General features: G+C 72.5%; 14 protein-coding genes. 7 read left to right on the top strand and 7 right to left on the bottom strand.

The genetic code is table 11. The annotated features are described in order from the left end of the window. Window positions 1-2: 2 nt before the first annotated feature. Genes ACIBO1_RS20605 through ACIBO1_RS20575 form a run of 7 tightly spaced genes read right to left on the bottom strand, consistent with a single transcriptional unit; the run spans window position 3 to window position 8,735 of the window. Window positions 3-1,280, bottom strand: coding sequence for a sensor histidine kinase (locus ACIBO1_RS20605; protein ID WP_396748805.1), 1,278 nt, complete (start codon window positions 1,278-1,280; stop codon window positions 3-5). Further along, complete coding sequence (locus ACIBO1_RS20600; RefSeq protein WP_396748803.1) at window positions 1,280-1,951, bottom strand: response regulator transcription factor; 672 nt, start codon at window positions 1,949-1,951, stop codon at window positions 1,280-1,282. Before ACIBO1_RS20600 ends, ACIBO1_RS20605 begins: the two co-directional genes overlap by 1 nt. Before the next feature lie 52 nt (window positions 1,952-2,003). Then, on the bottom strand, window positions 2,004-3,272 hold the full coding sequence (locus ACIBO1_RS20595; protein ID WP_396748802.1) for a cation:proton antiporter: 1,269 nt from the start codon (window positions 3,270-3,272) through the stop codon (window positions 2,004-2,006). Then, window positions 3,269-4,606: a cytochrome P450 gene (locus tag ACIBO1_RS20590; RefSeq protein ID WP_396748799.1), complete on the bottom strand. Its 1,338-nt coding sequence runs from the start codon at window positions 4,604-4,606 to the stop codon at window positions 3,269-3,271. The genes ACIBO1_RS20595 and ACIBO1_RS20590 overlap by 4 nt, the downstream gene beginning before the upstream one ends. After that, window positions 4,603-5,664 (bottom strand): alpha-hydroxy acid oxidase, encoded by a 1,062-nt coding sequence (locus tag ACIBO1_RS20585; RefSeq protein WP_396748796.1) that lies wholly within the window; start codon window positions 5,662-5,664, stop codon window positions 4,603-4,605. The genes ACIBO1_RS20590 and ACIBO1_RS20585 overlap by 4 nt, the downstream gene beginning before the upstream one ends. 1 nt (window position 5,665) lies before the next feature. Next, a complete protein-coding gene (locus ACIBO1_RS20580) occupies window positions 5,666-7,228 on the bottom strand; it encodes an NAD(P)-binding domain-containing protein (protein WP_396748794.1) in 1,563 nt (520 codons plus the stop codon). Window positions 7,229-7,238: 10 nt separating this feature from the next. Further along, window positions 7,239-8,735, bottom strand: coding sequence for an aromatic amino acid ammonia-lyase (locus ACIBO1_RS20575; protein ID WP_396748791.1), 1,497 nt, complete (start codon window positions 8,733-8,735; stop codon window positions 7,239-7,241). Between the two features lie 63 nt (window positions 8,736-8,798). On the opposite strand from ACIBO1_RS20575, the gene ACIBO1_RS20570 reads away from it, so the two are divergent. From ACIBO1_RS20570 to ACIBO1_RS20540, 7 genes are all read left to right on the top strand, one after another. Beyond that, window positions 8,799-10,343 carry an NAD(P)-binding domain-containing protein gene (locus ACIBO1_RS20570; protein ID WP_396748788.1) on the top strand — a complete coding sequence of 515 codons (1,545 nt, stop codon included), beginning with the start codon at window positions 8,799-8,801 and terminating at the stop codon, window positions 10,341-10,343. Next, complete coding sequence (locus ACIBO1_RS20565; RefSeq protein ID WP_396748784.1) at window positions 10,333-11,775, top strand: class I adenylate-forming enzyme family protein; 1,443 nt, start codon at window positions 10,333-10,335, stop codon at window positions 11,773-11,775. Before ACIBO1_RS20570 ends, ACIBO1_RS20565 begins: the two co-directional genes overlap by 11 nt. 330 nt (window positions 11,776-12,105) lie before the next feature. Then, the gene (locus ACIBO1_RS20560) at window positions 12,106-13,035 is read left to right on the top strand and encodes an ABC transporter ATP-binding protein (protein WP_350698172.1); all 930 of its coding nucleotides are present in this window, start codon (window positions 12,106-12,108) and stop codon (window positions 13,033-13,035) included. After that, on the top strand, window positions 13,032-13,754 hold the full coding sequence (locus ACIBO1_RS20555) for an ABC transporter ATP-binding protein (RefSeq protein WP_396748781.1): 723 nt from the start codon (window positions 13,032-13,034) through the stop codon (window positions 13,752-13,754). The genes ACIBO1_RS20560 and ACIBO1_RS20555 overlap by 4 nt, the downstream gene beginning before the upstream one ends. Before the next feature lie 7 nt (window positions 13,755-13,761). Continuing rightward, the gene (locus ACIBO1_RS20550; RefSeq protein WP_396748778.1) at window positions 13,762-16,920 is read left to right on the top strand and encodes an FtsX-like permease family protein; all 3,159 of its coding nucleotides are present in this window, start codon (window positions 13,762-13,764) and stop codon (window positions 16,918-16,920) included. Further along, a complete protein-coding gene (locus ACIBO1_RS20545; protein ID WP_396748776.1) occupies window positions 16,917-19,682 on the top strand; it encodes an FtsX-like permease family protein in 2,766 nt (921 codons plus the stop codon). Before ACIBO1_RS20550 ends, ACIBO1_RS20545 begins: the two co-directional genes overlap by 4 nt. A gap of 177 nt (window positions 19,683-19,859) precedes the next feature. Further along, window positions 19,860-20,753 carry a hypothetical protein gene (locus ACIBO1_RS20540; protein ID WP_396748773.1) on the top strand — a complete coding sequence of 298 codons (894 nt, stop codon included), beginning with the start codon at window positions 19,860-19,862 and terminating at the stop codon, window positions 20,751-20,753. Window positions 20,754-20,829: the final 76 nt, after the last annotated feature.

Below are 20,829 nucleotides of genomic sequence, written 5' to 3'. Positions count from 1 at the left end.
GCTCACGTACCGACTCGTAGCTGCCGGGTCCGAAGGTTCCTGATCCGCGAGGCTCTGCCCGTGGAGATCGGCCATCGCATCGGCAGGCGCACCGTGAAGCGGGCGCCTCGGGCCGGATGGCCCTCGGCCTCGATGGTGCCGTGGTGGCTCGTGACGACTTCCTGGAGCAGGGCCAGTCCGAGGCCGAATCGGCGGTCTCCGGAGCCTGGGCCGCGGTGGAACCGGTCGAAGATCCGTCTGGCGTCCGCCTGGTCGAACCCCTTTCCGGTGTCGGCGATGACGAGTTCGGCGCAGTTGTCGACGGTCCGCAGCGTCACGGTGATCCGGCCTCCTGCGGGGGTGTGGGTCAGCGCGTTCGCCAGAAGTTCGCCGACGACGCGGCGCAGGGCCGACTCGACACCGGGCACCGGCAGTGGGTCGGTGGGGGTGTCCAAAGTGAGGGTGACCTGTCGTTCGGCGGCGCGTTCGGTCTCGGCGGCGACCGTCGTGGTGATCATTGAGGTGAGGTCGACCGGCGGGTCTGGTGGCCGGTCGGCGGGGGCTGCGGCAAGGCGGGCCGAGAGCAGCAGGTCGTCGACGACTTCGCCGAGTCGGCGGGTGGTGCCGATCAGCCGTTCCAGATCGTCGAGGTTCGTGGTGGCGCCGTCGTTGCGGGCTCGTCGGGCGATCAGTTGGGCTCGGGTGTGTACCTGGGCGATCGGGGTGCGCAGTTCGTGGCTGGCGTCGGCGACGAAGCGGCGTTGCCGGGTCAGTGCTTCGGCGAGTGGTGCGACGGCTCGGCGTCCGACGATGACCCCGGTCAGCATGGCGGCGAGTAGTCCGACCGCTGCGGCGAGGCTGAGGGCGAGCAGGAGGTGCCGGCGGTCGGAGAGTTGGAAGCGGGCGTCGAACACCGCCTGGATCACGCGGTCGCCGCGGGCTTCGGTGCGGATGTGGTAGGTGGTGCCGTTGCGCGTGAGCGTGGTGGTCTCGGTGGTCCGGGTGGTCGCCACGGTGTCCAGTGCGTCGGTCAACGGGAAGCCCGGTGGTGGTGGGTTGAGGCCCGTCTGCACGGTCATGCCGTCGTAGTGGAAGATCCAGCTGCAGGCGGGTGGGCCGGCGATCGTGCCGTGTGCGGTGCCCCACGCCAGCTCGCGCTGGATCTGTGCTTCCTGGCTGTGGACCAGCAGTGCGTAGGAGATGCCGCCGGCCAAGAGCAGGAGGGCACCGATGGTCAGGCCGACGAGCAGGCCGATGCGGAGTCGGGTCCGTCGGAGGATCGCGTGGTCGGTTGCGTCCATCAGAGCGTGCCGAGGCGGTAGCCGAGGCCGTGCACGGTGCGTATGACCGCGCGGCCGAGTTTGCGTCGGAGGTAGTAGACGTAGGTGTCCACGATCGATGCCGCGGCGGCTTCTTCGAAGACCTTGCGGCGCAGTGTGGTGCGTGGGTGGACGGTGGTCGGTTGGGCTGCCAGGACCCGCAGTAGCTCGAATTCGCGGGTGGACAGGGCTACCCGGGTGCCGTCGGGCAGGACCGCGTCGCGGGGTGCGAGGTCGAGGAGCCCGGCGCCGATGCGGAGTACGTGGGTCGGTTCGGTCGCGCGTCGGCACAGTGCCCGGACGCGGGCGCTGAGTTCGTCGAGGTCGAAGGGCTTGATCAGGTAGTCGTCGGCGCCTGCGTCGAGTCCGGCGATCCGGTCGCCGACGGTGCCGAGCGCGGTGAGCATCAGGGTCCGGGCGGGGATCGCACGGGCGCGGAGCCGGGTGACGAGGTCGAGGCCGTCGAGTGCGGGCAGCTTACGGTCGATGACCATCACGTCGTAGGGTCGGGTGAGCCCGAGATGGAGTCCGCGGTGGCCGTCGGAGGCCCGGTCGACGAGGTACCCTTCGTGGCCCAGCGTCTCGGTGAGTAACTCGGTCAGGTCGTCGTCGTCCTCGACCAGAAGTAGCCGGTTCGATCTTTCCCCCCGCATATGTCCACGATCCCATAGATCAGTGCCGATGCAATAACCAATAGTTGTCTCTTCAACTATGTGAAACCGCCATCGCGGACGGGTGTGTGGTGTCGGAGCGTCGGGCTTCCCGGCGTGCGATCCAGCTCAGCATCGGCGTGGTCATCAGGGTGGTGACCAGCGCGACCAGGACCAGCACGGTGAACAGGGCCGGGTTCACGATGCCCGCCTCCAACCCGACGTTGAGCGCGATGAGCTGCATCAGGCCGCGGGCGTTCATCAGCGCGCCGACGCGTAACGCGACACCCGACGGCTCTCCGCGGAGTCTGGCCGCGGCCCAGCAGGCGCCGAACTTGCCGACGATCGCCGCGGTCACGCAGGCCAGCGCGAAGAGCAGCACCGGCGGTGAGCCGAGGAGTCCGAATTCCGTGCGCAGTCCCGAGTAGGTGAAGAACAGCGGGAGGAAGAGCGTCGCCGCGACGGGGGTGAGGGTGTTCACCACCGTGTCGGTGTTGTCGGTGCGGGGCATCACCACGCCGACGGCGAACGCGCCGAAGACCGCGTACAGCCCGATCTCGTCGGTGTACCAGGCGACCAGGAAGAGCAGGGCGACGGTGCCGAGCAGTCGGGCGCGGTCGTTGAGGCCACGATGGGTCATCAGCGCGGTGGTGAGCGGACGTCCGCCGAGCCAGAGCAGCAGTCCGAACAGGAGTGTGCCGCCGGCGGTGACGATCGCCGGGCCGGCTCGGCCGGAGGCGACGGCCAGGACGGCGGCGAGCATGATCCAGGCGGCCATGTCGTCTATCGCGCCGCTGGCCAGGGAGAGTGTGCCGTGCCGGGTGCCGGCGTGGCCGTGCTCGGTGATGATGCGGGCCAGCATCGGGAACGCGGTGATGGCCAGGGCGACGCCGACGAACGCGGCGGAGACCCCGAGTGAGGTGCCGTCGGCTCTGATCGGGACGGCGTCGGCGGTCACCAGGACCAGCAGCACCCCCAGCAGGAGCGGCGCGGCGACCCCGGCCAGGGAGATCACTCCGGCGGTGCCGGCGAGGCCGGTGACGCGGTGGGCGCTGAAGGCGTAGCCGGCCTGGAACATGAACAGCACCAGGCCGACCTGACCGACGATGTAGAGGACCGGCAGCAGGGGGGCCGGGAACAGGGCGTTCTGCACGTCGGGCAGGAGGAGTCCGAGCAGCGACGGACCGAGGAGTACGCCGGCGAGCATCTCGCTGACCACGGCGGGCTGGCCGGCTTTGCCGAGAAGCCAGGCGACGCCTTTGCAGAAGATCAGGATCACCGTGACGGCGATGAAGAACCGTGGTGCCAGCTCTGTGGGGGTCATCGGACCGCCTTCTCGAAGTAGGTGGTGCACAACCGTTTCCGGCGGGCGTCGACGACCATGAAGGTGCCGAAGACCAGTTGTCGGACACTGCGGCCCACGTCGGCCCACCGGTCCCGCAGCCGCATGGCGGCCAGCCGCAGCCGCCCCGGGCCGGGGTGTCCGTGCGGGGTCAGGTAGGCCGGGCCCCGGCTGGGCAACGACCGGGTGTGGGAGGCCGAGGAGGTCAGGGCGTACCGGCGCAGGACCTCGCGGGTCGCGGCGCGCATCATCACCGGCGCGGTGCCGCGGGCCGGGCAGGCCCGGTTGGCGGGGACGCCGAACGGGATGAAGTGTGCGTCGCCGCGGGCGAGCGTGCGCCAGCGGTCCGGGGCGAACCGGCCGTCGGCGGCGGCTCCCCCTCGGTGGAAGGCCGGGTAGTTGAACAGCAGCACCGACCCGGTGGGCAGGGACAGCCCCGTGGGCAGCGTGATCGGCGCCGAGGTGATCCGGTGGGCGACGCCGAAGAGCGGGTACACCCGCAGTGTCTCGTCGATGACCCGATCCAGCGCGTCGTCGTCGGCATCGTGTTGAAGTTCGGGATGGGTGGCCAGCGCCAGCAGCACGTGCGCCATCGCCTCGGACATCTGCACGATCGCGGTGTTGAAGAAGGCGCCCTGCAGGTACCAGGCGGTGTCCTGGGCGGAGAACGGGGGTGGCAGCGTCACCGGACACGTGCCCGCCTCGATCCGGTCGCGCAGGTGTCGGGTCAACCGGTCGCGTCGGTGCATGTGGCGCGGCCCGAGGCACTTGAGCGCGGTGACCACGTCGTCGGCGTTGGCGACGATCAGCGCCCGGGCGGCGGGTGTGGCCACCTCGTCGAAGACCAGCTCGTGGTAGACCTCGGCCCACACCGGCATCATCAGGTCGCGCAGCCGGACGTGGCTGGTCCGGTCGGTGGGCAGTTCGTCGAGCGCTCGGCGGGTGGCGGCGGTGGCGAGGGCGTCGGCGCGTTCTCGGCGGATGGCCAGGACCCGTCTGGTGGTGGCGGCGACCGTCCGGTAGCGCTCGCCCGGCTCCAGGTGTTCCTGGTGCATGTGCGGCCCAGGTGCCAGCCAGTACCAGAACAGGTCCGACAGCCCGGCGCCCCGGCTGCGGCCGTCGGCGGCCGGGTCCGCGTACACCCGCTCGAAGTGGTCCATGCCGACGGTGGGGCCCGGGATCGGAATGCCCTCGCTGCCGTTGACTCTGGCGAAGACCCATTCCCGGAGCCGGACGACGGCCGGTGGCAGCCAGTATGGGACGGTCCAGGCCGCGCCGCCCACCGCCAGGACGGTCAGGACGGTCGGGGTGCTCATCCGGGGGCCGCCGTGGTGACGAGGTCGGCGGTGAGGTCGCCGGGCCGCGCGGCGCCGGCCAGCGCCATCGCCCGGTCGAGGTCGGCGTGCAGCAGGTCGAGGACGTGCCGTACGCCGTCGGTGCCGCCCACGGTGAGGCCCCAGAGCACCGGGCGTCCGATCAGCACTGCGGTCGCGCCGAGTGCGAGCGCCACCAGGATGTCGGTTCCCCGGCGGATGCCGCCGTCGAGCAGCACCGGTAGTCGGCCTTCGACGGCGGCCACGATCCCGGGCAACGCGTCGAGGGTGGCGACCGCCGCGTCGAGTTGTCGGCCGCCGTGATTGGAGACCAGCACACCGTCGACGCCGTGTGCGACGGCCAGCCGGGCATCGGCCGGGTGCAGGACGCCCTTGAGCAGGATCGGCAGCGTCGTCAGTTCCCGCAGCCGGCCGATGCGCTCCCAGTCGAGCCCGGCGTTCATCTCGATGTCGCGGACCCGGCCGCTCGGGTCGCGCATGTTCTCGCAGACCAGTCCGGGTGGCAGGTCGACGAAGCGATGCCGCAGGTCGCGTTCGCGTCGGCCGAACACGGGCGAGTCGACCGTGACGACCAGGGCGCGGCAGCCGGCGGCCTCGGCCCGCCGGACCAGGGCCGCGGTGAAGCCGAGATCCGACTGTGGATAGAGCTGGAACCACAGCGGCCCGCCGGCGGCGGCGATCTCCTCGATCGGCCGGGTGGCGGCCATGCTGACCACCATGATCGTGCCGGCGTCGGCGGCGGCGCGCGCGGTGGCCGCCTCTCCCTCGGGGTGGGCCAGCCGGTGGAAGGCGGTCGGCGCAATCAGCACCGGCATCGAGACTCGACTGCCCAGAAGTGAGATCCGCAGGTCGCGGTCGCGCGTCCCGCGCAGGATCCGGGGCAGGATCCAGCGTCGGGTGAAGGCGTCCTCGTTGGCGCGCAGCGTCCGTTCGTCGCCGGCCCCGCCTGCGAAGAAGTCCCAGTGCACGGGGTCCAGGCGACGCCGCGCGCCGTCGGCCACGTCGGCCAGGTTGAGCTGCGTCCCGTCCAGGGTGAGCATGTCAGCCCTGTGCACTGCTCAGGCAGCGGTCGAGGAACGCGGTCAGCGGCGCGACGTGGACGTCGGGTCGGTCCCACTGGTTCTCCAGGTTCTCCGCCAGGTGGTGGGTGGCCACGACCTGCCCGTCCCGGTGATAGCGGACGACGGGGTGCAGGTAGGCGGCGGCGTGGGCCTGACCGACGACGTTCTGGGCCACTCGGCTGACCGTGATGTCGAACGGATCGACCTGGTCGTGCTCGGGGCCGTACTCCAGGGTCACGACGAAGGCGTGCCGGTAGTCGTGGTCGGCGGTGCGCAGGCCGGTCTCGGTGAAGTAGTCGACCGGTACCTCGTCGTGGTAGCGCGCGTGCGGTCCGGCCACGGTGACCACGTCGGCGAGGAAGCCGAACTGCTGCCACAGGGCCGAGGTGCGGTTGACTCGCGCGATGACGGCGTCGGTGATCGACTGCGCGGTGGCGTCCAGCGCCGCCGACGGCCAGGGCGTGTCGTCGTACCGCCGTTCGAGGATCTTGTGCAGGGCGCGGACGGCGTACCGGAAGCCGTGGATAAATCCGCTGGTGGAGCGTTTGAAGTCGCGTTGCTGGGTGAGGGTACCGGCGAAGTAGAGGTCGGGGACGTTCACCGATTCCCAGGCGGAGGTCTGGGCCGGGAAGCGGTCCTTGATCGTCAGTTCCGGGCGGCAGGTGTCGTCGAAGATCGACGGGTCGAAGGCGAATCCGGTGCAGGCGAGCACCCGGTCGTACCAGAGTTCCTTGGTCACCTCGTCGGCGCGGGAGAACGCGAACGTGACCCGGAAGCCGGTGCCGTCGCGCTCGATGCGTCGAACGTCGCCGTCCAGGATCGCGTTCGCCGACTTCAGTTGGTAGGTGTCCAGGAAGTTGTTGTTGACTGCGCGCAGATGCCCCACGTAATGGGTCCGCCAGGCCATCCGGACCGAACTCGGCCCGGCGAGATGGATCAGCGTGGTGGTCTCCATCAGGTTGTCCGCGGTCTCGAACGCGGAGTTTCCCTTGCCGATGATCAGGACCTTCTGGTCGAGGTAGTCGCGCGGGTCCACGGACATGTCCGCGTACTGTTCGGCGAGTTCCAGGCCCGGGATCGGCGGGGTGTACGGCCGGGAGACACCGGTGGCGACGATGAGGCGCCGCGCCCGGTAGGTCTGCCCGGCCTGGACCTCGAAGATGCCGTCGACCTTGGCGACCGAGGTCACCCGGGAGTCGTAGCGGACCTTTGCGCCCGTCTTCGCGGCGAAGTCGGCCAGGTAGCGCAGCATCACCTCGGCGTCCGGGAAGTACCGCTCGGTGTAGCCGGTGAACCGCAGCGCGGGATCATCGCTGAGCAGCGAGTTCCAGTCCAGCCGCAGGTTCGCCTCGGGGTCGTCCGAGCCGGTGTGCGGCTTGTTGATGGAGATCAGTTGCCGGTGGCGGGGATAGCGGGCGAAGAACGCCCCCGGGATGTCCGCGCCCTCCAGCACCAGATAGTCGTGCTTACCGTCGGCCTCCAGCCGGGCGGCGAGCTGCAGGCCGGCCGGCCCGGCCCCGATGATCAGGTAGTCAAGCGTCACAGCGGCCACCTCAGGTGAGAGAGTTCAGAGAAACGTCGACAGTCGCGATGACCTCGGCGGCGCGCCGTACGTCACCGTCCAACGGCCGGTCCGGGTCGATCGGCGGTACGGCCGCGACCAGCGCGGCCAGCACCTCGGCGCAGCCAGGCGCGGTGGGTGCACGCGCACCGACGTACGCGGCCTGGCGCAGCCCTACCGCGAGCGACCCGACGAGCAGGTGCAGCAGCCGGGCCTGGTCCAGCGCCCGCAGCGCGGCCTGGGTGCCCAGCGGGATGACGTCCTGGTTGTGCAGGTTGGTCGGCAGGCTCTGCATGCTCGCGGGCACGGCGTCACGGCGGATCTCGGCGACCATCGCGGTCGAGGCCAGTTGCACGCCCTGTAGTCCGTGCTGCTGTCCCGGTCCGGCGGCCAGCATCGGTGGCAGACCGCCGTTGCGGTGCGGGTCGACGAGCAGGTCGAGTTGACGTTCGGCGAGGTTGCCGACCTGCGCCACGACCATCGACAGCAGGTCGGCGGCGAACGCGGCCGGCTGGCCGAAGAAGTTGCCGCCGTGCACGACGAGGTCCTCGTCGGGAAAGAACAACGGGTTGTCGCTGACGCCGTCGAGGTCGGCGGTGACGACGGAGTCGACGTAGCGCAGGGCGTCCTCGGCCGCGCCGAGCAGTTGCGGTGCACAGCGGATGCTGTAGGGCTCCTGTAGTGGGCGTGTGCCGGACGGCACGAGCCCGGCGCTGACCCGGCGCATGTACGCGCCCACGTCGATCGCGCCCGGATGGCCGTAGGCCCGGAGGAGTCGGGCGTCGAGGAACTGCGGGTCGCTGCCGAGCAGGTCGGCGAGCAGGCAGGTGAGCACCTGGACCGCCCGGTGCGAGGCGCGCACCGAGTCCAGGGCGAGCGCCGCCGCCGCGGTGGTCAGCGACGTGCCGTTGACCAGGGCCAGGGCGTCGCGGCCGTCCAGGGGCAGTGGTGTCAGACCGGCCTTCTCCAGCGCCTCGGCGGCGGGCAGTCGTACCCCGTCGAGATAGGCGTGTCCGCGACCACGCAGGGCCTGTGCGGCCGCACCGAGCGGGATCAGGTCCCCGCTGGCACCGACCGACCCCAGCCGGGGCACGGCAGGGACGAACGTGGTCGCGAGCATCGCGGTGAGGGCGTCGATGACGTGCGGGGACACCCCCGAGGCGCCTCTGGCCAGCGACCGGGCCCGGATCAGCAGGGTCGCGCGGACGACCTCGGGTGCCAGGTCCGGGCCCTGCCCCGCGCCGAGATGCGCCAGCGTGTTGTCGGCCTGGTCGCGCAGCTCGGCCCGGCCCGCGTACCCCACGAGGGCACCGAAGCCGGTGGTGGCGCCGTACACCGCGCGGTCGTCGCCGAGCACGTCGGACAGGAACGCGCGGGCGGTCGCGACCCGGTGCCGGACCTGCGGCCCGACCACGACCGTGACCGGGTCGCGCGCGGCGATCAGGTCGGCGATCCGCAGCGGGGCGGCGAGATCTACCTCTCTCGTCATGCGACCGGACCCTAGAGACGGAATCTCAGAACGCTCTGAGATCAGCTCGTTACGGTGCGCCGCATGCCGCTCGATTACCTGATCATCGGAGCCGGACCGGCTGGACTCCAGCTCGCCGCCCTGTTGGAGCGCGACGGTCGTAACTATCTGGTGCTGGAGGCCGGCCGGGCACCGGGCACCTTCTTCGCCACCTATCCCCGGCACCGGCAACTCATCTCGATCAACAAGATCTGGACCGGTTCCGAGGATCCGGAGTTCAACCTGCGCGCGGACTGGAACTCGCTGCTCACCGACGACCCGGCGCTGCTGTTCAAGAACTACAGCCGGCGCTACTTCCCCGACGCCGACGACCTGCTGCGATACCTCGCCGACTTCGCCCGCGGCCTACGGGTCAGATACGACACCCGGGTCACCCGGGTCGCACGCGACGGTCAACTGTTCACCGTCGCCACCGACGGGGACACCCTGACCGCCCACCGGGTCGTGGTCGCCACCGGCGTCTCCCAGCTCTACGTTCCGCCGATCGAGGGCGTCGCACTCGCCGAACGGTACGACACCGTCAGCGTCGACCCCGACGACTTCGTCAACCAGCGCGTGCTCATCATCGGCAAGGGCAACTCGGCCTTCGAGACCGCCGACGCGCTCGTCGAGACCGCCGCGGTCATCCACGTCGCCGGCCCCCACTCGATCAAACTGGCCTGGCAGTCCCACTACGTCGGGCACCTGCGCGCGGTGAACAACAACTTCCTCGACACCTACCAACTCAAGTCGCAGAACGCGGTCCTCGACGGCACGATCGAACGGATCACCCGACGCGACGGCGGCGGCTACCGCATCGACTTCCGCTACGCCCGCACCGTCGAGTCGACCCGGCACCTCGACTACGACCGGATCATCCTCTGCACCGGATTCCGGTTCGACGCGAGCATCTTCGACCCCTCCGCCCGACCGCGACTCGTGCACAACGACCGCTTCCCCGAACAGACCTCCGCCTACGAGTCGGTGAACGTCCCCGGCCTGCACTTCGCCGGCACCCTCACCCAACAACGCGACTTCAAACGCTCCACCAGCGGATTCATCCACGGCTTCCGGTACGGCGTCCGCGCCCTGCACCGGATCCTCACCGCCCGCCACCACGACACGCCCTGGCCGTCCACCCCGCTGGACAGCACCCCCGAGGCGATCGCCGACGCCGTCATCACCCGACTCAACCGGACCTCGGCGCTGTGGCAACAGTTCGCCGTGCTCGGCGACGTCGTCACCGTCTCCGGCGACACCGCGCGCTACCACGAGGAGGTACCGGTCGACTACCTGCACGACGGCGGCCTGGGGCCCGCACCGTTCGCCATCGTGGCCACCCTGGAGTACGGACCGGACCACGACCAGGTCGACCCCTTCGACGTCACGGTCCCCCGGATCGCCGAGAACGACGCCGAACGCGCTCACGACGCCAGCTACCTGCACCCGGTCATCCGGGTCCACCGTGATGGCCGGCTCGTCGCGGTGCACCACCTCGCCGAGAACCTCGAGAACCACTGGGACCTTCCCGCCGTCCACCACCAGCCACTCGTGCTCTTCCTCAAGGGCGTCCTGTCCGATGCCGACTGAGATCTGGCCACAGCCCGTCCTGGACCTGCTCGCCACCGGCGGCGACCGGCCCGTCTTCCACGACGGCGACCGGACGGTCACCGCCGCGCAGATGTCCGGACTGGTCCACCGGATCGCCGCCGGACTACGCGCCGCCGGAGCCGGCCCCGGCGTCGGAGTGGCCCTGCGACTCGGGGTCACCGCCGAGGCTTTCGCGACGATCATCGCGGCCTTCGCCGTCGGCGCCCGGGTCTCCGGAATCCGCCCCGACCTGCCTGCGACGCAACTCGCCCACCAACTCCACGACAACCCGCTGCTCGTCACCGACGCCCACGTCGCCGACCTGGCGGCCACACCCGACCCCGGGACCCGGCTGGTCGCCGCCGGACGCCTGAGCGACATCGCCCGGATCACCTGGACCAGCGGCAGCACCGGCACCCCGAAGGGCTGCGCACAGACGTACGCGGCGATGAGCGCGGCCTGGGTCCCGTACCCGGACCGCTGGCCACCGGCGATCGCCGACCTCGCCCCCCGCCTCCAGCGCTACCTCGTCTTCGGCTCGCTGAGCAGCCAGGTGATGCTGGAGTACGCCATCCTCGCCCTGACCGCCGGTGGCACCCTGATCGCCGACCGGTCCCCCGGCTTCCCCGACATGATCAGCCGCAACCGGGCGACCGCGAGTGTGATCACCGTCGGCAAACTGCACCAGCTCGTCCAGGACCACCGCGCCGACCCGACCGACCTGAGCAGCCTGCAGGCACTGCTGGTCTCCGGTTCCCCCCTCGCGCCGGGCCGGCTCACCGAAGCACTCGACGTCCTCGGCCCGGTGATCTTCCACGGCTACGGCCAGACCGAGACCGGCATGATCACCATGGTGACACCAGCCGAGATGTTGGCCTCCCCCACCGCGCTCGCCTCGGTCGGCCGACCACCTCCGGTGACCGACCTGTCCATCCGCGACGCCGACGGCCGCCCCGCCACCGAAGGGGAACTCTTCGTGCGCACACCGGCGCAGGCCGCCGCCTACTGGAACGACCCGGTCGAGACCGCCGACGTCTTCGTCGACGGCTGGGTCCGCACCCGTGACCTGGCCCGCCTGGACAGCGACGGCTACCTGCACCTGCTCGGCCGCATCCGGGACGTCATCATCGTGCACGCCACCCTCGTGTACGCCGGCCCCATCGAGCGAGTCCTCGCCGCCGACCCCACGGTCGCCGAGGCCTACGTCGTCGGCCGCCCCGACGACCTCACCGGAGAGGCGGTGCACGCCTACGTGGTGCCGGCCGCCGGCCACACACCCGACGCGGCACGGCTGCGTGACCTGGTGGCGCAGACCCTCGGGGCGCCCTCCACCCCGCAGACGATCCAGACGATCGAACGGGTGCCGGTGGGGCCGAGCGGCAAGCCGGACAAGCGCACCCTGGCATACCGCGAGGCGGACCTGCTCGGGTGACGGCCGGTGGAGCGCCTTCTGGCAGGTGGTCGTAGCCGCGCTCACCGGCCGCGAACAACTCGGCGCACGAAGGCGCAATCCCCTGTGCCGTCGGCCCGTTGACGCATTCGCGGTCGAATCCTCGTCCGGGATCGCAGGAACGACGCCCCGGGGCATGGTCAACGCCGCCGCCGGTTGCGAGACTGCTTCAATCTGCGTCAACGCGGGCAATCGGGGCTCTCGACACATCGGCCCATGCGTACCGACCGGGCGACACCACGTGCCCAACGGTGGGCCGGAGAGGGGTCCCGGGGCCGGCTCGACGTCGGCACGACCGGGACGGAGGAAGGAATGTCGAGTACGCCGCTGTCCCTGCCGCAGCCAGCCGCGCGGGCGCCCGAGTTCGGTCGGGACGCGCTCATCGTCTGCGAGAACCTGGTGCGGATCTATCAGACCGGTTCCATCGAGGTGCAGGCACTTCAGGGACTGGACCTGGCCGTGGACAGCGGGGAGATGGTCGCTGTCGTCGGTGCCTCCGGGTCGGGCAAGTCGACGCTGCTGTCCATCCTGGCCGGCATCGACGCCCCGACCGCCGGGCGGGTCCGGGTCGACCGGTGGAACCTGCTCAGCATGTCCCGCGCGGACCGGGTGCACTACCGCCGGCGCACCGTCGGGTTCGTGCGGCAGCAGACGGCGAGCAACCTGATCCCGTACCTCACCGCACGGGAGATGGTGGACCTGCCGATGACGGCGGCGCGTACCGCGAAGGCGGAGCGCCGGGACCGCGCGGCCGAGTTGCTGGACGGCCTCGGTGTCGCCGACTGCGCCGACCGGCGACCCGGGCAACTCTCCGGCGGGCAACAGATGCGGGTCGCGATCGCGGTGGCGCTGGCCAACCAGCCGCGGGTGCTGCTCGCCGACGAGCCGACCGGCGAGCTGGACGCCGCCACGTCCGCGGAGGTCTTCGGCGTGCTGCGTGACGTCAACCGGCGCTACGGAGTCACCGTGGTCGTGGTGACCCACGACCCGCAGGTCAGCGGCCAGGTCGAGCGGACCGTCGCGATCCGGGACGGGCGCACCAGCAGCGAGGTGCTGCGCCGCGCCACCACCGACGCGGTGGGCGACACGCACATGATCGCCGAGGAGTACGCCGTGATGGATCGCGCCGGGCGGGTGCAGGTACCCCGTGACTTCCGTCAGGCGCTGGCGCTGACCCGACGGGTCAGGCTGGCCCTGGAACCCGACCACATCACGATCCGCCCCTCGGGAGACGACGAATGAGCGGTGAGCCGCTGCTGCGCGTACGCGACGTGCACCGGCGCTTCCGCACCGGGCCGAGCGTCGTACACGCCCTACGCGGCGTGTCGTTCGACGTGGCCGCCGGGTCCATGGTGGCGCTGGTCGGCCGGTCCGGGTCGGGCAAGACGACCCTGCTCAACGCCATCGGCGGACTGGACCGCCCGGACGCCGGCACCGTGCACGTCGACGGCACCGACGTCACCGCGCTCGACGAGGACGGTCTGTCCCGGCTTCGGCGCGAGAAGGTGTCGTACATCTTCCAGAGCTTCGGGTTGATCCCGGTGTTGTCGGCCGCAGAGAACGTCGCCGCCCCGCTACGGCTGGCACGCGTCGCCCCGGCCGAGCGCGAGCGACGGGTCGCGTTGCTGCTGGAGCTGGTCGGGCTGGGCGATCACGCCCGGCAGCGGCCGGCCGAGCTCTCCGGCGGCCAGCAGCAGCGGGTGGCGATCGCCCGCGCGCTGGCCGCCTCGCCCCGGCTCCTGATCGCCGACGAGCCCACCGGGCAACTGGACGCGGAGACGGGCCTGTCGGTGATGGCCCTGCTGCGCGGGGTGGTCGAGTCCGAAGGCGTCACCGCCCTGGTGTCCACCCACGATCCCGTGATGATGGCGTTGGCCGACCGGGTGGTCCGGATCCACGACGGGCAGCTCCACGACGAGGCGGCCGGGCAGCCGGACGAGCCCGGGCCGGACGCCGGGTGACGCGCCGATGCTGAGGCTGGTCGGCCGGCGCGCCCGCGCGCAGTGGCCGTTGCTGGCGGCCCTGATCGGGGTCGTCACGGTCGGCGCGACCCTGCTGGGCACCTGCACCCTGCTGAGCACCCGCACCACCGAGCGGGCGCTGGAGGTCGCCATGGCCCGCGCCGTCCCCGCCGACGTCGACGTGACCGTCTACACCGGCACCGTCGAGGGCCCGGACGCGCGGTCCGTCGCCGCCGACACCCGCACCGTGGTGACCGCCGCGCTCGCCCCGTTCCCGGTGACCACCACCGCGCGAGCGTCGACGGTGCTGCGGGCACTGCCGCCCGGGCTCGCTCCGGGCACCTCCGTGCCGGCCCAGGCGTACCTGTCGGGGCTCGACGACCTACCGACCCGAGCCGAGCTGGTCACCGGGGGCTGGCCGCGCGAGCGTGGGGACGCGGTGGTGCTGGAGTCCACCGCGCAGTTGCTCGGCCTCACCCCCGGTCGCCGGGTGCGTCTCGGCGCCGAGCTGGCCCACGATCCCGTCCCGGCCGTCGACGTGACCGTCGTCGGTGTGGTGCGCCCGGTGCCGGGGCGTGGCTGGGACCGCGATCCGCTGGCTGCGGCAGGCGCCGCGACCGGCTACCAGGACGGCCGGTTCCGGCAGCCGGTCAACGCCTACGGCCCCTTCCTCGTCGACCTCGGCGACCTGCTCACCACCGGTGCCACCGTCGACCGGATGGAGGTCACCGCCCATCCGGACCTGTCCCACGCCACCCGCCGTGACCTGGAGATCGTGGCCGGGGCCGTCCGCAGTGCCGACGGTCGGCTGGCCGGCACCCTCGGCGAGCGCGTCCGGCTCGCCCGGGTCGCCTCCGACCTGCCGCTGACCCTGCGCTCCGCCGACGCGCAACGGCATGCCACCGCCTCTCTCGTGCTCGCCATCGCCGTCCTCGGCGGTGTCCTGACCGCGACGGCACTCGTCCTCGCCGGCCGGCTCACCGCCGGCATACGCGCCGACGAGACCGCCCTGCGGACCGCCCTCGGCACCAGCCGCGGCCAACTCGCGGCCACCGCGACACTCGACGCCGGGTTCGTCGCCGCCGTCGCCGCCGTGCTCGCAGTCCCGGCCTCGTCGGCCCTGCACGCCGGCCTGACCCACCTGCCTGCCCTGGACGCCGCCGGCCTGACCGCCCGGCCCGCCGTCACCGGCGCCCAGATTCTCGCTGTCGCCGGCGGTGCGCTGGCGCTCGCCGCCGTCCTCACCGTCCTGGCGATCCGGCCCGACCCGGCGACCGGCGACCGACGCACCCGCCGCGAACTGCTGGCCCGATCCAGTGCCGACCTGATGCTCGCGGCCCTCGCCGCGACCGCGTGGTGGCAGCTGTACGCGCAGCCCACCACCGCCAGCCCCCGCGCCGACGCGGTCCGGATGCTCGCACCGGCGCTGCTGCTCGCCACCGGCGCCGCCCTGGCGCTGCGGGTGGTCCTGCCCGCCCTGCGCGGCGCCGACCGGCTGGCGTACCGCGCCCGTGGGCTGGCCGTGGTGCTGGCGGTGGCCGAGGCCGCCCGCCGACCCCAGGCGGTCGCCGCCGGGCTCCTCGTCGGGCTGGCCTGCGCGGCGGCGACCTTCGGCCTCGCCTTCGACACCACGTGGCACCAGTCGCAGCGCGACCAGGCCGCGCTCTCCGTCGGCACCGACCTGACACTGTCCCTCAGTGCGACGCCGTCGCCCGGAGACGGCGCGGACGTCGTCGCGGCCACCTCGGGGGCGGTGAGTCCCGTCCTCGACCGGGGTACCGCCGTCGGTCAGTGGCTCGGCACCGCCGGCGACGCGCCGCGCCTGGTCGCCGTCGACACCACCCGCGCCGACACGCTGCTGCGCGGACGGCTCGACCACGACCGCACCTGGACCGACGTCGGCGCAGGACTCGCCCCGCCGACCCGCACCACCGGCCTCCCTGTCGCCGCCGGTGCCCCGCTGCTGCTGAGCGGCACCGCGACCGGCGACACTCCCCTCGCCGTGACACCGCACCTGCTGCTGCAGGACGCCACCGGTCTACGCCTGCCCTGCACCGGTCCCCCGGTGCCGCTCGACGGCCGGGCACACCGGCTGCCCGCGTGCGCGGCCACCGACGGACTGCACCTCGTCGCGGTGTCCCTGCCGGTCACGGCCGACCCCGACGCCGCAGTGGGCAATCGCATCGCCCTCGCCGTCACCCTCACCGTGCCGTCCACCGGATCGGCGCAGGGATCGGGGTGGACCGCCACGTCCGCGCCGCCGATCCCGACCAAGCTGCGCGACCCGAGCGTCGTGCTCGCCGCCACGCCGACGCAGACCGCGCTGCGGCTGGCGGCGACCGTCGACCTCAGCGGGGCGGACGCCGCCCGCACCCTCGTTGCCACCGCCTTCCCCGACCCCGGTCCGGTGCCCGTCGCTGTCTCCGCCCGCTTCGCCGACGCGGTCGGCGGCATCGGCAGCCGGCTCAGCGTCACGGTCGGCACCACGCCGGTCCCTATCGTCGTCACCGAGGTCGTGCCGACCGTGCCGTCCGCCCCCGGCGCCGTCGCCGTCCTGGCCGACCTGGACATGCTGTCGCGCGCCCGTGCCGTCACCGGTGACCTGACGTTCCCGGTCGACGCCTGGTGGGTCGGTCACCCCGCCGGTCCCGATGTCGCCGAGCGGGCCGCCGCCCTGCACCTGGGCACCGTCACGACCCGCGAGGCAGAGACGACCCGTCTCACCGGCGGCCCGCTGCAGGCCGCGCTGCCCGCCGCGCTGCGGCTCCTCGTCGGAGCCTCGGCGCTGCTGCTGCTCGCCGGTGTCGTGCTGCACGTGACCTGCGATCTGCAGGTCCGCGCCGTGGAGGTGGCGCGGTTGCGGGGCCTGGGGATGACCCGGCGCGGCATCCGAATGGTGCTCCTGGGTCAGCACACCGTCATCCTGCTACCCCTGCTCGCGGTGGGCGCGGCCGTCGGCGCGCTCGGCACCGGCCTCGTCGCTCCCCTGCTGGTCCGCTCCGACACCGGCGCCGCGCCGATCCCGGCCGTCCAGCCGCACTGGCCGTGGCCGGCCGAGGCCGCGCTGCTCGCCGTCCTGCTGGCCGGCTGCCTGCTGGCGGTCGCCGCGGTGGTCAGCGTCCAGGTTCGACGGGCCGACGCCGCGCACCTGCGGGTGGCACCGTGACCCGGTGGCTGACCCTGCGGCGGCCGGCGCCGCACTGGCCCAGCGTCCGTGGCCGGGGCCGTACCGACGCCGGGGCGCTGCTGCTCACCGCCACCGTCATCGCGGCCGTCGCGCTGCTCGCCGGGGCCGTACCGGCGCTGGTACGTGCCGCCGCCGACGACGCGGTCCAGGACACGGTCCGCCGCGCCGGCACCGACGCGAACGTTCTCGTTCACGCCGACTGGGAACGCGACGACGGGCCGACCGGCGGCCGGTTCCGGATATCCCGCCTCGCCGAGGACGTCGACGACTTCCGCGCCCGGGCGGCCTCCGCGCTCGGGCCCGACCTGGACGCGGCGCTGTTGCCGCCCATCGCCGTGGTCAACAGCCCGGTCCTCACCATCACCGGCGGCAACCTGCCGCGTACCTTCCAGCTCACCTACCTGGCCGATGACGGCGGCGGCCCGGACGTGACCTGGATCGCCGGCAGCGCGCCCGGCCCCACGGTCCCCGAACGGTCCATCGAGATCCCCTACGACGGGCCGCCCTGGCCGGTGCAGGTCGGCCTCTCCGAGGTCGACGCCGCCGCACTCCGCCTCGGCCCCGGCGATCGCCTCCCGGCCCAGGACGGCCAGGGCAACGACAAGGACATCTGGATCAGCGGGATCTACCGGCCCACCGACAGCGCCGACCCCGCCTGGCGACTCGCCCCGGCGCTGCTGCGCCCCCTGCCCGGTGCCGACGGCGTGGGCACCACCCGGTTCGCCGGACTGCTGTCACCCGAGTCGCTGCCGGACGCCCGGCTCGCCTTCGACCAGGACCAGCTGCGGCGCACCGTCCACTTCGCCCCCGAACCCGACGCGCTGACCTGGGGTGCCACCGCGACGCTCGCCAGCCAGGTGGTCAAGCTCAAGGCAGCCTCCGGCTCGTCAGCCGTACGCGACGACTCCCTGAAGTGGGAATCGTCGCTCGACAGCGTCCTGCGCGACACCCGTACCCAGATCAGCGCCGCTTCCGTCCAGGCCGCCGTCCTGCTCGCCGGCGTCCTGACCGCCACGGTACTGGTCCTGCTGCTCGCCGCCGACCTGCTGGTCCGCCGCCGTACCCCGGCGTTGGCCGCTGCCCGGCAGCGCGGTGCGGCGCTCCCCGACCTCGGTGCGGAACTGATCATGGAGTCCGCCGTGGTGTCCGTGTCGGCCGCCGCCGTCGGGCTCGCACTCGCCCGCGCGGCCGTACCGGGTGTGTCCTGGACCTGGGCCGTCCCTGTGGTCCTGGCCGGTGTCGTCGCCGGGCCGGTGTTCGGCATCCTCGCCGCTGCCCGCGCCAGTCGCGACCGGCGCCAACCCGCCAACCCGGCCGCGCGGCGTTGGATCCTGGCCACTGGCCGGCTTCGTCGCGCCGCCGTGGAGGCCGCCGTGGTGATCGCCGCACTCGCCGCCGTCGTGACACTGCACCAGCGCGGGCTCCTGCCCGTCGCCGCCGACGGCGAGGCCGGTGAGCTGACCGGCGACCTGGTCCTCCCGATCAGCGCCGTCGCGCTGGGCGCGCTCGCCGGCGCACTGGTCGTGCTGCGGCTGGTGCCCGTCGGAGCGCGGTTCGGGCTACGACAGGCCCTGCGGTCACGCCGCCCGCTGGCCGTGTTCGCCGCCGCCCGGGCGGCCACCACCGCTGGTCGGGCGCTGCCGCTGCTGGTGCTGGTCAGCGCCATGGCGCTGGCGTCGTTCGCGCTTGTCGTCGGCGCCACCATCTCCCGGGGGCTGACCGACGGCGCGTGGAGCACCGTCGGTGCCGACGCCCGTCTCGACGTCGGCGCCGACGCCGCGGCCGCGGCCGCGACGCCCGCACTCGCCGAACGCATCGCGGCCGCACCCGGGGTCGGGCAGGTCGTCGTCGCGCAGGTGACCGAATCGGCACGCGTCTTCACCGAATCGACTCCACTCACTCCACGCCTGGTCATCGTGGATGCCGCCGCGTTCCAGCGTCTGCTGGCCTCCACCCCGCTGCCCGACGCGCCCGCGCTGGCCCGGCTCACGACATCCGGGGCCGGCCCCACGGGCGTCCCCGCGCTGGTCCGATCGGGCACCGGCGACCTGCCCACCGGAACCCGGCTGCAGTTGTCACGCGACGACGCTCCGACGATCCATCTCACCGCGGTCGGTACCGCTCCCCCCGTCGGCGGTGCCGGCGACGTCGTCATCGTCGACGCCGCCGCCCTCGCCGAGGCGGGACTGTCCGCCGTTCCCAACACCGTCTGGGTGACCGGCCCCGGTGCGGCGCAGGCCGTGTCGAACAGCGGCGTCGCCGCCGACGTCGTCCTGCGCACGGACGTGCAGCGTGCGCAGCGAGAGGCGCCGCTGACCGCAGGGACACTACGGCTGGCGTGGACGGCTGCGGTTATGGTGCTGGCGCTGGGGCTGCTCGGCCTCACACTCGCCGCCGCCGCGGGTGCCTCGGAACGGTGGCAGACCCTGAGTCGGCTGCGGACCCTCGGCCTGCGGCCACGCGACGCACGCTGGGTCGCCGCCGGAGAGGTGCTCCCGCCGGTCGTGGTCACCGCGGTGTGCGGCCCGCTACTCGGGGCCCTGCTCGCGCACCTGACGCTCGGCCCGCTCGAACTGCGGATGCTCACCGGCCAAGCCGCCGACCCGACGACGGTCCTGCCGTGGTGGCTGCTCGGCCTGGTAGGTGTGGCGCTGGTGGCGGCGGCCGCCGCAGTCGTACCTGTCGAGGCGACGCTGCGGCGACGCGACCGGCTGAGCGAGGTGCTCCGCGCCGGCGAGTGACCGGCATCCTGGTCGACCGTGGTGCCGTGGTTCATCGTCCCGTGGTGGAACACGAACCCACCCCGTCGAACGATGGACTTCAATATTTACCGCAAGTAACATCACCTTTACCCACGGTGTGGCGACGGGTGCGACACCGGCCTCGCGGCACACCACAGCCGGATGCGGAGGTCGGAGATGCAGGACGAACAGCACCGTCGTCGGTCGGTGAGTCGCCGGGACGTGATGCGGGGCGCGGCCGTGCTCGGCGGTGCCGCCGCAACGGTCGGGTTGGCCGCACCGGGCAGCGCGACGGCGGCTCCCGGCCCCGCAGCGGTGCAGCCGGCACGGGCCAGCCTGGCCGGGCTCGACGACTGGCTGGGCTCCCTGGTGCAGGTGGCGAGCGTGGCGGCGAACGTCCTGCCGATGCTCGTGCTCGCGCAGCGGGGGCAGACCTCCGACCCGTACCAGACCGGTGGCGTGCAGTTCGAGGTGATCAACATTGATGGTGAACCGAACCTGTACGCGCACAACGTCTCCGGTGACGACGTGGGACTTTCCTACACGTTGACCCAGTCGGAGCCGGCGACGAACACCAGCGTGTACCAGCCGCTGCCCAAGGGCGGCGCGTACAAGTGCGAGTCCGACCTGCACGCATTCACCGACGGCCAGGTCTTCGTGGCCCCCAACCCGGCCTCCACCGGGTTCACCGGTGGGCTGGCCCGCACGCTGAGTTTCGCGGTGCGCGGCCTGACGATCGGGGCCGTGGTGCAGGTCGTCGGTGGCGTCAAGCTCTCGGTGACCAAGGACCCTGCGACCGGATCGTTCACCGCGGTCATCGAGGCCACCGGCACCCCGAAGACGCTGCGGGCCCAGGTCGAGGCGACCGGCCCGGACGGCAACGTGGTCCGCGCGGTGTGGGACGCCTCCAGCTCACCGAGCCGGCCGAACAACGACACCATCAACCTTCCGCTCCCGGCCGGGGTCAACCTCGACCCGGTGGTGCAACTGCTCCAGCTCTACGTGGACCTCGACGCGCCCGGACTGGACGCGGTCACCGCCGACCGCCGCAGCCGGGTGGTCTATCTCTGATCGATACGCTCCGCCGACCCTCGTCCCGCCACGGGGGCTCGGTCGCCCACGAACGGGCAGACGGTACGGCGCAGGC

Origin of the sequence: Micromonospora sp. NPDC049903, assembly GCF_044460945.1 — a bacterium.
In the GTDB taxonomy this organism is placed as follows: Bacteria; Actinomycetota; Actinomycetes; order Mycobacteriales; family Micromonosporaceae; genus Micromonospora.
This window is presented reverse-complemented; position numbering and strand designations above follow the sequence as displayed.

Excerpts from the sequence above, each read along its gene's own strand:
- ACIBO1_RS20605 (WP_396748805.1), bottom strand. The coding sequence starts at position 1,280 with ATGGACGCAACCGACCACGCGATCCTCCGACGGACCCGACTCCGCATC.
- ACIBO1_RS20600 (WP_396748803.1), bottom strand. The coding sequence starts at position 1,951 with ATGCGGGGGGAAAGATCGAACCGGCTACTTCTGGTCGAGGACGACGAC.
- ACIBO1_RS20595 (WP_396748802.1), bottom strand. The coding sequence starts at position 3,272 with ATGACCCCCACAGAGCTGGCACCACGGTTCTTCATCGCCGTCACGGTG.
- ACIBO1_RS20590 (WP_396748799.1), bottom strand. The coding sequence starts at position 4,606 with ATGAGCACCCCGACCGTCCTGACCGTCCTGGCGGTGGGCGGCGCGGCC.
- ACIBO1_RS20585 (WP_396748796.1), bottom strand. The coding sequence starts at position 5,664 with ATGCTCACCCTGGACGGGACGCAGCTCAACCTGGCCGACGTGGCCGAC.
- ACIBO1_RS20575 (WP_396748791.1), bottom strand. The coding sequence starts at position 8,735 with ATGACGAGAGAGGTAGATCTCGCCGCCCCGCTGCGGATCGCCGACCTG.
- ACIBO1_RS20570 (WP_396748788.1), top strand. The coding sequence starts at position 8,799 with ATGCCGCTCGATTACCTGATCATCGGAGCCGGACCGGCTGGACTCCAG.
- ACIBO1_RS20565 (WP_396748784.1), top strand. The coding sequence starts at position 10,333 with ATGCCGACTGAGATCTGGCCACAGCCCGTCCTGGACCTGCTCGCCACC.
- ACIBO1_RS20560 (WP_350698172.1), top strand. The coding sequence starts at position 12,106 with ATGTCGAGTACGCCGCTGTCCCTGCCGCAGCCAGCCGCGCGGGCGCCC.
- ACIBO1_RS20555 (WP_396748781.1), top strand. The coding sequence starts at position 13,032 with ATGAGCGGTGAGCCGCTGCTGCGCGTACGCGACGTGCACCGGCGCTTC.
- ACIBO1_RS20550 (WP_396748778.1), top strand. The coding sequence starts at position 13,762 with ATGCTGAGGCTGGTCGGCCGGCGCGCCCGCGCGCAGTGGCCGTTGCTG.
- ACIBO1_RS20540 (WP_396748773.1), top strand. The coding sequence starts at position 19,860 with ATGCAGGACGAACAGCACCGTCGTCGGTCGGTGAGTCGCCGGGACGTG.